The organism is Phormidium sp. CCY1219 (assembly GCF_035615515.1).
Taxonomy (GTDB): Bacteria; Cyanobacteriota; Cyanobacteriia; order Cyanobacteriales; family Laspinemataceae; genus CCY1219.
Genome location: NZ_JAJENT010000826.1, coordinates 1 through 15,201, shown reverse-complemented (window position 1 = coordinate 15,201; position 15,201 = coordinate 1). Strand labels below are relative to the sequence as shown.

Genomic DNA, 15,201 nt, shown 5'->3' with positions numbered 1-15,201 from the left:
GCGGGGGACCGGGGGTCAGTCGCTCGGCTTATATCCCCACGGATAAATCCGGGGGCTTTACGCCGATTCTCGGTAAATTGGGCGGCAATTTTTCAGGAAAACTGCAATCTGGGGTAGAGATGGCCACTGGTGGTTCTTTTGGATTCTTCTCGCCAGATCGCCGGAATGGAAGGTAGAGCGATTGCATGGGAAAGGCGCGGAAAAAGTCAGAGTTTTGCCGATGGATTGTGCTGGAGTTTACAAGAGTTCCAGGGATTGATGGAGTGGGGCTAGATGAAAAGCAAGACTAGCCCCGCAACGGAAATTGGCGATCGCAAATCCAACTGATGCATCGGTGAAGTGCAAGCACTGAGAAGCCAAATTGTAACGGCGATCGCATTTATTTACAAAACTTTACAGGACGGTTCTTTTCCCCCGAGCTCTCCGTTAAACCACAGGCGGGGGTGGGGAAACAAAATTGGAGTAAGCGGAGAGGGTTAGCTGATAATCGGTGTTGGGATTTTCCGCAAAAACGCGCAGGTAATAAGAGCCGGCGATCGCCGAGCCACCAAATGAGGTGCTAGGCCCCCCAAAACCACTCGACCCCATTAATCCATTCGCACCCGCCAAAAACACTTCTTCCGGTTGGAGAGTAGCATCTTCGTTTCCATCGCGATAAACTTCCAATCCCACTCCACTGCCATATAAAGAGACATTAAAACTCCCGTTACCGCTCAAGTTAAATCGGTAGTAATCGCTCGGATCGTTGCTGCCTCCCACCACATCATTAAAGGTCAGATTAAAATTATTCAAGCCCCCACCGAGATCTGCATTCAGACTATCCCCGGTATCCGTGGCGATCTCAGAAAAGGACACCGGATCCTCCAGAGTGGGAGCCTCGGGAAGCGATCCGGGCGGTTGTGCTGGAGTGCTGGGGGTGGGGGGCAACGGTGGCACGGGAACCGATGTAGCCGTGGAGGGATTGGGAGCCACCGGCGAGGACGGAATCGGGGCCGGCGGCGCAGGGGAGGAAGGGGAAGGGGGCGGCGGCGTCGGGGATGACCCGAATTCGGCATTTGACGGTGCCCCCAGACGTCCTTCATTCAGTCCAAAAGCTTGGAAATGTTCGAAGAGTTCCTCATTGGTGTCGATACCCGCTTCGCGCAAATCGGGATAGCTCTGTTGATAAAAGGAAGGGTCGAAGCGAGTGGAAAACTGCCGTCCTTCCGCAACACCCATATTTTCCAGATGATCGAATAACTGTCGGTTGGTGGTCAAACCGGCTTGGATTAAGTCGGGATTGCTTTGGCGATATACCTCGAGGTCGGCGATCGGGGAAAAAGGGCGATTTTCTGACACTCCCACATTGAGAAAGTGTTGTAACGCTTCCGTATCGTTTAACCCGCCCACGTCTGGATTGTTTCTGCGATAGAAGTTAGGGTCAAATAACCGTACTGCCATTAGAGTTTACCTCACAAACACTTGAGTTAATGGAGATGGTATCGCATTTGACGAGATTTGCCGACATATAGAGATGAAAAATCTCCTCCGGATTAGACCCAAGGACAAATAACCCATGACCAATCACCAAGGACAAATGACCCCCCGCGATCGGGCAAAAGCACGGGAGGATGGCAACATGGAGAAGCGGGAGCAGGCCCGGATCCGGGTGCGCGGCGGATTCTCGCCGCAGTAAATTTGCTCTTAGGCAGATAGAGATAAGGTATAATTGGCATTTACCCCGGCAAAGGCGCGATCGACCAAGACGAAGTAAGACCCGGCATCCAAACTGCGACTGATTAACTCCGGTGTAGTGCCGCTTTCCACCGACTGAGTAACCAGTTCCCCATCCTCGATCGCCCCATTGTTATTCATATCCTCATACAAGAACAACTCGGCATCATCGCTGAGATTCGTCAGCAGCAAGTTAACGTTGCGGGTATTATCCAGCACAAAACTGAAATAATCCTGCGGGTCGGAATCGCCTACAGATTCATCGATGGTTCGGTTGCCGGTTAAATTGCCCAAAATCAGGGCATCCCCCGGGGTATTTCCCCCTAAGTCTCCCGTCGCCGGCGAACTAATCAGGTTTAAATTGTAGGCGGTTTCTGCACCGGGAACTCCCTGAAAAACCTGAACGAAATAGTTTCCTTGGGTGAAAAACCCAGTCACTTCATCTTGCAGGGTTCCCTCTTCTTCGGAAATACCAATTCTCTCGGTGGATTCTAATACGCCATTGCTATTGCTGTCGAAAAAGACTTCTAGGTCTGCATCTTGGGTTAACCCATTGAGTACCACGCTTAAATTGGTCGGAATGTTCAAGTTAAAGCGGTAGTAATCCGTCACGTCGGCATTGCCGATCGCCTCATTTAAGGTACGAGTGTCGCTGATGGTTCCCAGGTCAAAAGCCGTGGCAGGAGTGTTGCCCGGATCCTCTGTGGCGGGTGGCTGTGGCGGGAGAATCGGCGGCGGGATTGGTCCTCCGGGAGAGGCAATTCTTCCTTCTTGGTTGCCCAGCAGTAAAAAATGCTCGAACGCCTCGCGAAAATCAAACCCAAAGGCTTGTTCTAAATCTGGGTTTGATGACAGATAAAATCGGGCATTAAAGTTCGGCGAAGAGGCTCGTCCCTCGGCTAGACCACTCAAGCGAAAGTGTTCCAGCCCATCTTCAAAATTAAAGCCTGCTTGCTGCAAGTCCTGGTTGGTGGCCAAATAAAAATTGGGGGAGAAAGTTACAGCGGCAGGGCGTCCTTCATTGATGCCAAAGTTACGAAAATGCTCGAATAATTGCTCGTTATTCAAGCCAGCAGCGGCTAAATCAGCATTGGAATTGCGATAAAAGGTCGGATTGAAATTAAACGAAAATTGCCGTCCTTCTGCCACACCAAAATTGGATAGATGCTCGAACAGTTGTCTGTTGCTGGTTAAACCGGCTTGGGCTAAGCCGGGGTTGGCTTGTCGATACCAATCTAAATCGACAATTGGGGAAAACAGGCGATTTTCGTTGACCCCAAAGTTGATAAAGTGTTGAAAAGCTTGCTGGTCTGTTAGGTTTTGCAAGTCTTGATTGACTGCTTTATAAAAGCTGGGATTAAATAAGTTTACGGCCATGATTTACCTCACACGCACTGACGTTCCTTTCAATTCGATTCCCTCCGGGGTAAGTTTGGCAATGAAGTCTTCGGGGAGGGAATGACTCGGATTGACTGGAATCGCCAACAACTGTTGGTCATCATAGCATAGGTTTTTAAGAGATGTTGAAAAGAAATGTTAAATTGGGACTAGAATGTTTGGAATCGAGCGACTACTCTAAGGGAGAGGTTTTGTGTCTGGGATAACAAGGGGTAAGTCAGGAAGTGGAATCGAATGAGAGAATCATCCCCCTATGGGTAGAGAATTGCCCAAAAATTTATAAAAATTAAAAGAGCGATCGCGCCGCTATAAAAAACTGGATAATTAACGGGATTTGAGAATAGCAACAGTTGCGGAAACGAAACGGAGAGAATTCGCCAGAACACAACCCTGTCGGATTTGTCAAATTGGGGGGATAGAAACAAGAACGCTTCGGGGAAACAGGAGAATGGGGCGGGGGGATTTGAGGGGATGAAATGGCAACAGAGCGATCGCAGGTTAAGTGAAGGCGGCACATTGGCGAAAATTGCTTCTGGTGGTGTGGGGGAGGGGAGCAATGGGTAGCAAGGGCGAAGCGCCCCGCGATCGCGCCTGTAAATAAAGCCCTCCCGAGGGCGATCGCTCGGTCAACTGTGTGGTACGAGATTGCCATCGCCCAGGCGCGTTTTGTCAGCCGTTTGAGTATTAATCGCATTCATCGCACTGACCACCTGTGAGATAGCCGCCGCCTGTTGTTTGGCAGTCAAGGCAATTTGCTGGTTGTTCGTAAAAATTTGCGCGATCGCCGCCGCCACCCCTTCAAATGCATCTGCCGTATTCGAGGCGATCGTCACCCCGGATTCCACCGTTTCCATCCCCTCATCCGTCGCCCTCGCCGTAGACTCGATCGCCGTTTGAATATCCGCCGCCAGGGTATTGATATTTTCTGCAGACACTTTACTTTGGTCCGCCAACTTGCGAATTTCACTTGCCACCACCCCGAATCCTTTGCCATGCTCTCCGGCGCGGACCGCTTCGATCGCCGCATTCAATGCCAGCATATTCGTTTGACTGGCTAAATTGCCCACCATACGAGCGATTTTGCCGATTTGACCGGCTTGCTGTTGCGTAAACCCAATCGCCTGGGCGATCGCCTTCACCTTTTCCTGTAACCGACTCATCCCCGCCTGAGTGCGCCCCACCGCAGAAGTCCCCTCCTCAGAAAGCGTCAGCGCCCGGTGGGCCTCGGCATCCGCCGCTGCCGCTTGTTCCGCCGTCGCCGCCGAAGAGGCGCTCAATTCATTCATCGTCGAGGTAATTTGAGTGAATGCCGTAGCCAAAGTGCGAGCCATTTCTTCTTGTTCCGCCGCCCGCTGTTCCAGTTGCTCGAACGCTTGTTTTAACGAAAATTCGGCGTGTTTGCGCTGAGTATCGATCGCCCCGAGAGAAAGCGAATTCCACCAAATTAACGCCGAAAAAATCACCACATTCAAAATCCCCAACAATGAAATTCCCATTTCCGGCGTGTACAGATGAGCGCGATAGCCCAATAACACCAACCAGCACAATAACGGGGGCATTGCCAGAGCTGCCGGATACAGTCGGCGCGCCATCAAACCCCCGGCATGGTGACTGGTAATCGTCCCCATCACTCCCACATCAGGACGCGCGAACAAAAGTGCAAAGCACAGCAGAATAAACGCCACTGCCGTATGCAATGCCATTGCCGTAAATGAGGAATCCAACATATAAAAAAAGGCATTGCCATACAGATAACCCAAAAACCCCAACAACGCCACTAAAAATGCAGCAATGGTGAAAAATTGTGCTGCCAGATAATTCCGCCGGGGAATGCAAAACAGCACTAACGCAGACCCCAACAACAGAAAATTAAACGCACTATTCGGTGCCATGCGGGTGCCGCTGTCGCCACAGCATCCACCGATTCCTGGAAAACCAGTTGGTCGATGCCCAAGTCAATATCGAAACTATATTGAATCAGTGTCAGCAAGCCAATGAGCAGGACAATTGTGGCACAGGCTAACGCGGCCCGGTGGCTCGAAGCAGATTCGCCTTCGCGATGCCACAACCACAAACAACAGCCGCCAAAAATAAACCCAAATGCCGTATTGGCTTTCATCGTTACCAATCCCGGAAGCACGCTTTTGAGCAATCCAATGTCAAACATCCAACCGACAATCACCATTGCCCCGATCGCGATCGCTACAATACTTGCAATCCGAGAAGCCCATTGCAATCCTTCCATGTCTTGTAAGTGGCTGGTTTGCAGTAGTTGCCCGGTGTTTCCCTTCATCATCTTGCTCCCTCAATAGAGTTTGGCAGTTTTCACCCTGTGGCGTTTCCACCCGCTTGTTTTTCTTTGTCAAATTACCAAAATTTCGATACAATTATTCTCGGCTGAGAAATAAACATCTCGGCACTGCACCGAAGTGCCGCCCGTGGAACCTAATTGTTTATAGGCAATCGAGGCAAACCAAACTGTATCGATAGACACGGTGGCCACTTTTACGGGGCGATCGCTTCGGTTTCGATCCAGGGCTAGCAGACGGCATCGGTGGCGTCAGCGAGAGAAAAAACCGGGAGTTAATGTTAAAATAGCTCAAAGACTGGGCGATCGACTGATTTTTAAACGTGAGGGCGGATAATCTTCACCCATGAAAGAGCTAGAGAAATACTATCGAGTGCTGGGATTAGAGCCGGGAGCCTCCCTAGAAGAGGTCAACCAAGCCTATAAAGATTTGGTATTTGTTTGGCATCCCGATCGCTTTCCCAAAGAAAACCAGCGCCTGGTGTCCAAAGCACAAGAAAAAATCAAAGAAATCAATCTAGCGCGGGAAAAATTGCGCGCCCTCGGGTCGAAAGCGCCAACCGCAAAGCGCCAGCGATCGCCCGCCTCCACCACAGCGCGCCACTCGCCCAAACCTCCACCTTCATCGCCCGATCGCCCCCAAGGCGATCGGGTCGATTCGCGCACCCATCACCGAGCCAAACAACCGCACAATCCCGACTGGAGTGGAGCCGATTTTCGCCGCGCCAATTTACGCGAAAAAGACCTATCCGGCAGACAATTAAGCCATGCCAACTTCAAGCATGCCAACTTACAAGATGCATTTTTGCACAAAACCAATCTCGCCGGTGCCAATCTCGAACATGCCAACTTATTTCGCGCCAATTTATTGCAAGCCAACCTGGCCGGCGCTAACCTACAACATGCCAATTTAATCGGTGCAGATTTAAGCGGAGCTGACTTAAGCGGTGCCGATTTGCGCGGGGCAAAAATTGGCACCGCCGACCGAATTTTAGTCAAACTCATCGGCGCAAAACTCACCCTAGCCATTTTACCCGATGGGCGAATTCATCAATAGAGAGACGAACATTAATTCCCCCCAAAGACAACAGTGGCATTAGCTGAGCCAGCCAACGCCACTGTGGAAAAAATAGCCCCAGTTAAACGTCGGAACTATCCGCTTCGTTTTGTTCCGGGGAGGAGCGGTCAGTTTCCTGACCCGGAGAGTCGGAACGGTCTGCTGTCGGCGCAGTTTGAGATTTCGCTTCACCGGGCTGTCGCGCAGGGTCTACCGCCGCCGGTTCGCTTCTTCTCGATCGCACCTCCAGGGTATCGCGATCGCCACTCTCCTCGTCCGCCGGATGCTCTGGCATCGCCTCTGGTGCTGATGGCTCCTCGGTTTCCGTGGCCTCTTTCACGACTTCGGTAGCCTCTTCCACCACCGCTTTCGCTTCGTTCACCACCTCCGTCACCTCTTCCACCATCGCTTGTGTGGCCTCTTCCACCACCTCTTTGACCTCTTCCACCTCTTCCTCAGCAGGTGTTTCCGCCTCGGTGGGTGCAGGTGTGTCTACTGGCGTCACCGCTTCCGCTTCCTGCACCGGCGTCGCCTCCTCCATCGGCTCAATAGTGGTTTCCGCCGGCGGGGTCAGTTGGGCTTCCGGTGCAAATTCTTCCACCGGTTCGGGGGTGACTCGTTCTGCGAGTTCCCCTTCTGGCGCAGACTCTTGCGCGGCTTCCACCAGATCCGCTTCCGGGGGCTGAGGCGGCGTGGCGTTCTCTTCGGTCACGGTATCCTCGAGGGCGATCGCCGCTTCCTGGTCAGCCACCGCCTCGGTTTCCATCGTCAGCCCCGGGGCTAACCCTTCCACAGACTCCGCCTCCGCTTCCGCACTCGGCGTCTGCTCTGGCGCTGGCGCTTCCGGCGCAGGTTCCGGTTTCGACTTTGGCTTTACCTTCAGCACGCCGCGAATGCCTCCTTGCACTTTATTCCATAACCCCTTAAGCGGCTCGAGGGTTTCGCTCACCACCACACCCACAGGTTTTTTCCCTGTGGGTTCCGGTTGCGGTTTCGCCTCGGTTTCCACCTCCTGCGGCGGCGCTTCCGGGGTCGCAACCTCTGGTTCTAGTTCGGCTTCAAATTCAAAGTCCTCCTCATCCTCTAGTTGCGATTCCGGTTGGGCGGTTGCCCCTTCTAGGGCCGCCGCCCCGGGCATCTGTTCGGTTTCCGAGGATTCCGCCTCGGTGGGGGCTTCCGTTTCTCCCCCTTCAATCGTCACTGTGGCTTCAGTGCCCAGCATATCCGCCGGCTGTGGCTCTCCTTCCACCACCGTTTCCGGTTCCGTCGCCGCTGGTTCCACCCATTCCTCTGGGCGAGGCGGTTGACTCTCTTCTTCCACCGGTGGGGGAGCAGTTTCGGTCTCCTTCTCCACTGGCTTTTCTTTCGGTTTGCCTTTAAATAAGCCCGTAACGCCCCCAGGTAGTCCGAAGCGTTTCTTCGGTTTCGGCGCAGTCTCCACCGCCGGCGTCTCCGCTTCCGGAGTCACTGGGGTGGTTTCCGCTGCGGGCGGTTCTTCCACTGGCGCTACAGTGGGTTCGGTTTCCCTGGGGACGGGGACGGGCACGGCTTCGGCTTCCGGCGCAACCTCCGGCGGCGCGGAGACGGGTTTCGCCGGCGATTTGCCTTTGAATAAGCTGCCAATCCGTCCGGTTAACTGGGAGACATTGTTCAGTTGCTCCTCAGAAACCTGGGTGCGATCGCCCAGGGGGGTGGCTTGTCGTCGCAAGCTCATCGCTTGCCAGCCAAACCATCCTAACAAGGCCACACTGGCACTCTGTCCGAGCAACACCGCACCGGTCAGGCGTCCGGCACAAAACCATAGCACTAAGGCATAAAACAGTCCAACGCCACTCCAAACGATGTCGCCTTTGCGATGGACTTCTGGAAAAAAGAATGCGGCCATGTAAATCGCGAAGCTCCCGAGAGCTACGACTAAGGCCAAAATGTATGGAAGCATTTTCCCGGTTCCCCCTGCTGTCAATTTTTACAGACGACTTGCCCCAGTCGTCTTTACCAGCTCATTCTACCGTTCACTTTCGCCCCCCTGCGCTTCAAGGCGGACAATCTCACTCGCTTCGCCCGATACTACCGGATTTTCTCCGCCGGGGCAAGGCAGTATTAACCTCGGATGGGTGGTATTTTTTATCACTATTTTGCCCGGTTGTCAAGTTTCGCGGGAGAGAATTATCCCCGGACAATCGGACAAATGCACGGCGCGATCGCTGAGTCTGTTTTTCCAGAGCCGAGGTTTTCCAACTTTTCCTTACTTGGGAGGGAGGACTCAACCCCAGTCTTAAGATATTCTTTACTGGACAACTGAAGCGATCGGGCTAACCTTAAAGGTAATTGATTCTGAAACGCAAAGGTCAGTAGAAATTTATGTCAAAGCAAAAATTTGGTGTCATTGGTCTGGGCGTCATGGGTGAAAACCTGGCGCTGAATGTGGAAAGCAAAGGGTTCCCCGTAGCGGTCTATAATCGTACCAGCAGCGTCACCGAAAATTTTATGGCCTCCCGGGGATCGGGCAAGCAAGTGAAAGCCACTTACTCGATGGAAGATTTTGTCGCCGCTTTAGAGCGCCCTCGCCGGATCCTGCTGATGGTCAAAGCCGGCGGCCCGGTGGATGCGGTCATCGGACAGCTCAAGCCTCTGCTGCAAGAAGGTGATATGATAGTCGATGGCGGTAATTCTCTCTACGAAGATACGGAACGTCGCACGAAAGACTTAGAATCCGCTGGATTGGCATACATGGGCATGGGGGTCAGCGGTGGCGAAGAAGGCGCGCTCAACGGTCCGAGTCTGATGCCAGGAGGCACCCAACAAGCTTACAAAGATTTAGAGCCGATTTTGACCAAGATTGCGGCGCAGGTGGATGATGGCCCTTGCGTCACCTATATCGGCCCGGGGGGTGCCGGACACTATGTGAAAATGGTTCACAATGGTATCGAATACGGCGATATGCAGCTCATCGCGGAGGCGTATGACCTGCTCAAAAGTGCCGTGGGTCTCGAAGGCGAGCAATTGCATCAGGTGTTTTCCGAGTGGAATACCACCGAGGAACTCAATTCGTTTTTAATCGAAATTACTGCGGATATCTTTAAGTACACCGACCCGGACACCAAGAAACCTCTGGTGGAGGTGATTATGGATGCGGCGGGACAAAAGGGCACCGGTCGTTGGACGGTGATTAATGCTTTGGAACTGGGCGTGTCTATTCCTACGATAACGGCGGCGGTGAATGCCAGGGTGATGTCTTCCCTGAAAGATGAGCGGGTTGCAGCATCTCAGGAGTTGCCCGGACCGACGGCAAAATATGATGGCGATCCGAAGGCGTTTATCAATAAGGTTCGCGATGCGCTCTATTGCTCTAAGATTTGCTCTTACGCTCAGGGAATGGGTCTGCTGGGCAAAGCGTCGTCAGAGTTTGGCTATCAGTTGAATTTGAGTGAGACTGCCCGGATTTGGAAGGGCGGCTGTATTATTCGCGCTGGCTTCTTGGATAAAATAAAGACGGCTTTCCAGCAAAATCCCGGTCTGCCCAATTTGTTGCTGGCACCGGAGTTTAAGCAAACGATTTTAGACCGCCAGTCCGCATGGCGCGATGTGCTGGCAACGGCAAATCAGTTGGGCATTCCGGTGCCGGCGTTTAGTGCTTCGTTGGATTATTTTGATAGCTATCGTCGCGATCGCTTGCCGCAAAATCTCACTCAAGCCCAACGGGATTACTTCGGCGCTCACACCTACGAGCGCGTAGATAAACCCCGGGGCGAGTTCTTCCACACGGAATGGACGAAGTGGGACGAGCAAACTCAGCGCACTGGCGGCGAACCCGCATAAACTAACCTTGTTCCCAGCACGTGCTGGGAACGCTTTCCCCGAAAAATGTATAGGCAACATAATTTGCCTGCTGTCTTAACCGATTTAATAACAGGAGTTTACCCATGAGTACCGAACAACAGGTGAGTAAGCGATCGGATCTGCTCGATCGCCGCGTTATCAATCGCGCTACGGCTGATGAAATCGGCAAACTTGACGAATTGTGGCTCGACCCCCAATCCCACAAGGTTGTCGGTTTTAGCTGCAAGGCAGGTTTTCTGGGCATGAAGAAAAACTTCTTCAGTTGGAACCAAATTCATACCATCGGTCAGGATAGCGTTTTAATTAATTTCGACGCCGAGGCATCGGCTGAGGAAAAACCGGAAGGGGTGATGAATGCGATCGGGCATGAAGTCCTCACCGATACCGGCACCACCGCCGGTCAATTGGTAGATTACATGATTGCCACCCAAACCGGCACCGTGGTTAGCTATTTGTTTAAATCCAGCGGTTGGCGTGGTGCAGTGGGAGGTACCTATCTCCTGTCACCGGAGGATATTTCCAGTTTTGGCAGCAAACGCCTGATTGTTGTCGAAAGTGCGGTGCAAGAACCGCAACAATATACCGAAGGTATGAATCAACGACTCAATAAAGTCGGCGAATTGCTGCAAAATGATTACGATAAAACCATGAAAGATTTGCGCGGTTTAATTAAAGGCGCGCAAGATGTCTCAGAACAAGCCCAAAATCGCCTGCAGGACGTCTCCGGACAAGCGCGAGAAGATGCTCTCAATTTCGCCGATCGCGCCCGGGATAAAGCCCAAGAAGTGGCGGAACAAACTCGCGATCGCGTGGCGCAAATGAAAGACCAAGAGCAACAAGAAGCATCGACTCACATCGGTCAAACCTCTCCCGAAAGCCCACCCACTCCCGAACCCACCCCGGAATCTCAAGAAAATCAGCAATAAGAGCGGATTGTTGCGGGGCGGATGATTCAAATCCCCCCGCTATTCTCGGGCAATCGGGAATTTATCGACAAATTCTCCCCACATTCACACCCTCTTAAATGCAACATCACCGCAGAAGCCAGTCCAGACCACACCGGGGTATTGACCTCCGCTTTTCTTAACCCTGCTGCAGTCCAATCGTTACAAGTTTTAAATAGGCTATAACTGCCGGTAGCAGCATAAAATCCACTGCTGGCGTTATAACCCGCCGCGATTCTCTCGGGTTTATCTCGCTCATCTAGCTGAAAAGAATTTTCGATAAAATTCATTAAAGCAAGATAATTTTTCGGGTTGATTTTAACGCATTTAATCTCCAGATAATTTGGCAAGCGATCGTAGCCTTTTACCTGCATCACCGAGGGAGTCGGGAAAAATAATGCTTTCAGGGCGTTGGAGAATTCTAAATCCGACCAAGTAGGCGTATTCAGATAAACTTCTCTATCTCCCCAACTAAAGCTCAAATAGCGATAATTTTCTACCGCATCCCTGCCAATATCGGCGAGGGAGAGGGTTTGACTCCAATCATACCACTGATTGCTTACCGGCACTACAATGTTGGTGTGAACCCCGGTGTTAGAAACGTACAGTTTGGCGCGGCAATTGTCTTGCATTACATTGCCTAATTTTGTCGGCGCAACGTAACCAAAACCCAATGCAATGGCAAGGGTTCCTGTGGTGAACAACAAGCCAAGGGTGATTTTTTTGCAAAGGGTTCGCGCGTTCATTTGCAATCGGGAAGCGGCTCAATCTTTTTGCTGAATTACTATTCCATCTAGCCTCATTTTGTAGGAGTTTCCGCTTGTAGAGACGCGATGAATCGCGTCTCTACAGTGTGGGCGTTCCCGTGGAATCTGGGAAGGAGTCAGAGGAAGTTAAAGGAGTTTTTTTTTACTCCCTGCTACATTATGTGCCAACGGATTCTTTGGCGGCGTACATGACTTCGAGGGTGATTTCCTCGATACCGCGATCGCGAGCGAATTTTTCGGTATTGCGTTTCACTTTTGAGCGCACGAAACCGGGCACTTTGTTTAATTCAGCTTGCGCGTCTTTGGTCCAATTCAAATCGGAATCGGCAGAAATCGTCTTCTGAATTGCTTCTTTCGTATCGTGTCCGCCGAATATTTCTAGCAGGTGGTCTTCCATTCCCAGGGTAAAGGAATTGTAAACCAAATCGACAATTTGATTGGCTCCTTCATAGCCGACAAAGGGTTTGTAACCTACGGGGAAGTTTTGGATGTGAATTGGGGCAGCAATGACGCCACAGGGAATATTTAAGCGTTTGCCCACGTGGCGTTCCATTTGGGTGCCGAAAATGGCAGCAGGTTCCAGACGGGCGATCGCATCGGCAATGGCTCCATTATCGTCGCTAATTAAAATTTCGTCGCAGTATTCGCTTACTTGTTCCCGGAACCAATCCGCATCATATTTGCAGTATGTTCCCGCCAAAACCACGTGAATTCCCATTTCTCGCGCCAAAATTTTGGTGATTGCCGCCGCATGAGTATTGTCCCCAAAAACTACGGCTTTTTTCCCGGTTAAATTCTGGCAGTCAATCGACCGAGAAAACCAGGCAGCTTGGGAGACAAATCGGGTTTGATTGTCGATATAATCTTCGCCATCGATTTGCGCCCCTTGTTCGTTTATCACTTGCTGAATTTTGCGAATGCAGCGGGCGGTTTCCACGATTCCCATCGGCGCGATATCTACATAGGGAGTGCCGAATTCTTGTTGCAGGTATTTCGCCGCCATCATGCCGATTTCGCGATAGGGAACCAGGTTACACCAGGCGCGGGGCAGATTTTTTAATTGGTGTACCGAAGCGCCTTCGGGAATAATGGCGTTAATTTCAATGCCGAGATCCGCCATCAGGCGTTTGAGTTCGGTGCAGTCGTGGTTGTTGTGAAATCCGAGGGTGGAAATGCCGATGATATTGACTGAGGGTTTTTCGGTTTTGGTTGCGGGCAGTTGGTTTTTCTTTTTGGCTTTTTCGATGTAGTATTGAATGATTTGGTGCAGGGTGCGATCGGCGGCTTGCAGTTCGTTGACGCGGTAGTGGTTGACATCAGCAAGCATCACATCGCTGTTGGCATCCATCTGCGCCCGTTCGACAAAGTTGTTTAAATCTTCTTGCAAGATGCTGGAGGTGCAGGTGGGGGTGAGAACGATTAAATCTGGGGTGACTTCTTTATCTTTGCGGACGATGTTATCGATGACTTTTTCTTGGGAACCGCGCGCGAGAACGTTGCGATCGACGATGCTGGCAGTTACTGGGGTGTAATCGCGCTCCCGCTCTAGCATGGAACGCATTACATTGAAGTAGTCATCCCCGAGAGGGGCGTGCATAATGGCATGAACGTTCTTAAAAGAACTGGCAATGCGAAGCGTGCCAATGTGGGCGGGACCTGCATACATCCAGTAAGCCAATTTCATGTGTTTTTTCTCCCGTTTTCTCTTCAAATACAGCGGTTTGCGACGGATGGGGCAAGGGTTGCTCGGTAGGCATTTTTGCCCGCTTTTCTCCGCATTTTATCGGCGCTGACGAGGGGGAATTAATAGGAATAGTTACCTAGTTCATTTCCCCGACCCGGTTTGCGATTCAGATCCAGACTAAAACTAAATAAAGGGTTTTTGAATTTAATGTAAAAAATATTAATATTTCGAGAAATTTTGTAATTTTTGGCCAGGGTGACGGTGGCAAATGGATTGTCTGGAGGTGAACCTAGAGGGGTTACGCGGCGCGCTCCTTTTATTGACAACCTGCAATGTGTAAATTGCCGACAACGGATATCTTGCCCCCTTCCCGATAAACGCCGGGGACTAATATGGCACTACCCTATCCTCACCCCCGGTGGCTGGCAATTTGATAAAATTGGGATAAAATAATCCTCAAACCTGCCAAGCACAAACCCATGAAACGGACCACGGCAAAATGGACAGTAGAAGACTACCATCGGATAATATGCCGGCATTTTAGAAGGGCGGTAGGTGGAGTTATTGAATGGAGAAATGCTCGAAATCACCCCTGCAGGAAAAGCTGGTGCTTACTGTAGCGATGAAGCGGTAGAATATCTGATTTATCTGTTCGGAAATCGCGCCAAAGTTCGTCAAACCAAACCGATTACTTTGCTACAGAGTAACTCTGAACTTGAACCGGATATTGCGGTGGTTGAACGCCGGTGACGAGAGTATCGAGAGCATTCTCCCTATCCCGAAAATATTTTTTTGCTGGTAGAATATGCCAATATAGCAATCCTAAATCAGTGGTGTCATGGATCCGGGTCTGAAAGGCTGGGAGTGCGAGCATCTTGCTCCCTAGTTTTGTTACAAATCATTTAGGACTGCTATATCAGTTTCAATAAAGACTGGGAAGTAAAAAGCAAAGTGTACGCTACAACAGGAATTACTCAATATTTGATTGTTAATTGGCAACCCAGACAACTTTTTGTTTTCAGAAGACCCACTGCAAAGGGTTACCAGTCAGAAGAAATTTTAACCCAGGGTGAGATTAATCCGGTGGCATGTCCTGATGTTGCTGTTGCGATCGCGCGATTGTTCGGTGAGTTAAATGCGTGAGGACACTGTGGAATCAAGGGAATAAAAATTATGGCTTTCGATGAGGGAGATCGCCAGGAAAAACATCATCAATTGAGTCAATATTTCCCGCAGCAATATCTTGACGTACCCTATCAGCCAAAGCATTCCACTGGCGATCGCTGGTGGCTTCAAAACGAGATTTCCACTGGCGCTCATCTTCTAGCTCAGCCAGCAGACGAGAGGCGATCGCATTCTGTTCGTCTTCTGTGAGCTTCTCTATCTCTGCAACGACACGCCGAAGTAATTCAGTCATGATGATAACCTCCGATACGTTTGGAAACCCCCGTGCTTTAGCCGGGGGAGGAAAAACGAACTTGCGGCTTTAG

13 protein-coding genes are annotated in these 15,201 nt (G+C 51.2%); 5 read left to right on the top strand and 8 right to left on the bottom strand.

The window, feature by feature from the left end; all coding sequences use genetic code 11:
* Positions 1-426: 426 nt before the first annotated feature.
* The 4 genes from LKK83_RS26090 to LKK83_RS26075 form a co-directional block, all read right to left on the bottom strand.
* Complete coding sequence (locus tag LKK83_RS26090) at positions 427-1,440, bottom strand: hypothetical protein (RefSeq protein WP_324634393.1); 1,014 nt, start codon at positions 1,438-1,440, stop codon at positions 427-429.
* Between the two features lie 243 nt (positions 1,441-1,683).
* On the bottom strand, positions 1,684-3,090 hold the full coding sequence (locus LKK83_RS26085) for a hypothetical protein (protein WP_324634392.1): 1,407 nt from the start codon (positions 3,088-3,090) through the stop codon (positions 1,684-1,686).
* Between the two features lie 647 nt (positions 3,091-3,737).
* Entirely contained in the window at positions 3,738-5,003 is a 1,266-nt protein-coding gene (locus LKK83_RS26080; protein ID WP_324634391.1) for a methyl-accepting chemotaxis protein, read from the bottom strand.
* Positions 4,955-5,407: a hypothetical protein gene (locus LKK83_RS26075; RefSeq protein ID WP_324634390.1), complete on the bottom strand. Its 453-nt coding sequence runs from the start codon at positions 5,405-5,407 to the stop codon at positions 4,955-4,957. Before LKK83_RS26075 ends, LKK83_RS26080 begins: the two co-directional genes overlap by 49 nt.
* Positions 5,408-5,765: 358 nt before the next feature.
* On the opposite strand from LKK83_RS26075, the gene LKK83_RS26070 reads away from it, so the two are divergent.
* Positions 5,766-6,476: a pentapeptide repeat-containing protein gene (locus LKK83_RS26070; protein ID WP_324634389.1), complete on the top strand. Its 711-nt coding sequence runs from the start codon at positions 5,766-5,768 to the stop codon at positions 6,474-6,476.
* An 82-nt stretch (positions 6,477-6,558) separates the two neighbouring features.
* On the opposite strand, the gene LKK83_RS26065 is transcribed toward LKK83_RS26070, so the two are convergent.
* Positions 6,559-8,415 (bottom strand): Ycf66 family protein, encoded by a 1,857-nt coding sequence (locus LKK83_RS26065; RefSeq protein WP_324634388.1) that lies wholly within the window; start codon positions 8,413-8,415, stop codon positions 6,559-6,561.
* A 422-nt stretch (positions 8,416-8,837) separates the two neighbouring features.
* Between LKK83_RS26065 and gnd the strand changes: the two genes are divergently transcribed.
* On the top strand, positions 8,838-10,295 hold the full coding sequence (gnd, locus tag LKK83_RS26060; protein WP_324634387.1) for a decarboxylating NADP(+)-dependent phosphogluconate dehydrogenase: 1,458 nt from the start codon (positions 8,838-8,840) through the stop codon (positions 10,293-10,295).
* A 104-nt stretch (positions 10,296-10,399) separates the two neighbouring features.
* Positions 10,400-11,242: a PRC-barrel domain-containing protein gene (locus LKK83_RS26055; protein WP_324634386.1), complete on the top strand. Its 843-nt coding sequence runs from the start codon at positions 10,400-10,402 to the stop codon at positions 11,240-11,242.
* Between the two features lie 26 nt (positions 11,243-11,268).
* On the opposite strand, the gene LKK83_RS26050 is transcribed toward LKK83_RS26055, so the two are convergent.
* Positions 11,269-11,892, bottom strand: coding sequence for a DUF2459 domain-containing protein (locus tag LKK83_RS26050; protein WP_324634385.1), 624 nt, complete (start codon positions 11,890-11,892; stop codon positions 11,269-11,271).
* Positions 11,893-12,184: 292 nt separating this feature from the next.
* Complete coding sequence (gene bchB, locus LKK83_RS26045; RefSeq protein WP_324634384.1) at positions 12,185-13,711, bottom strand: ferredoxin:protochlorophyllide reductase (ATP-dependent) subunit B; 1,527 nt, start codon at positions 13,709-13,711, stop codon at positions 12,185-12,187.
* Positions 13,712-14,266: 555 nt separating this feature from the next.
* Here bchB and LKK83_RS26040 point away from each other — a divergent pair.
* Positions 14,267-14,461, top strand: a complete 195-nt coding sequence (locus tag LKK83_RS26040; RefSeq protein ID WP_324634383.1) for a hypothetical protein — start codon at positions 14,267-14,269, stop codon at positions 14,459-14,461.
* Between the two features lie 165 nt (positions 14,462-14,626).
* Positions 14,627-14,854 carry a Uma2 family endonuclease gene (locus LKK83_RS32065; RefSeq protein WP_442957368.1) on the top strand — a complete coding sequence of 76 codons (228 nt, stop codon included), beginning with the start codon at positions 14,627-14,629 and terminating at the stop codon, positions 14,852-14,854.
* Between the two features lie 28 nt (positions 14,855-14,882).
* Here the strand turns inward: LKK83_RS32065 and LKK83_RS26035 are convergent, their stop codons facing one another.
* Positions 14,883-15,128 carry a hypothetical protein gene (locus LKK83_RS26035; protein WP_324634382.1) on the bottom strand — a complete coding sequence of 82 codons (246 nt, stop codon included), beginning with the start codon at positions 15,126-15,128 and terminating at the stop codon, positions 14,883-14,885.
* Positions 15,129-15,201 lie beyond the last annotated feature (73 nt).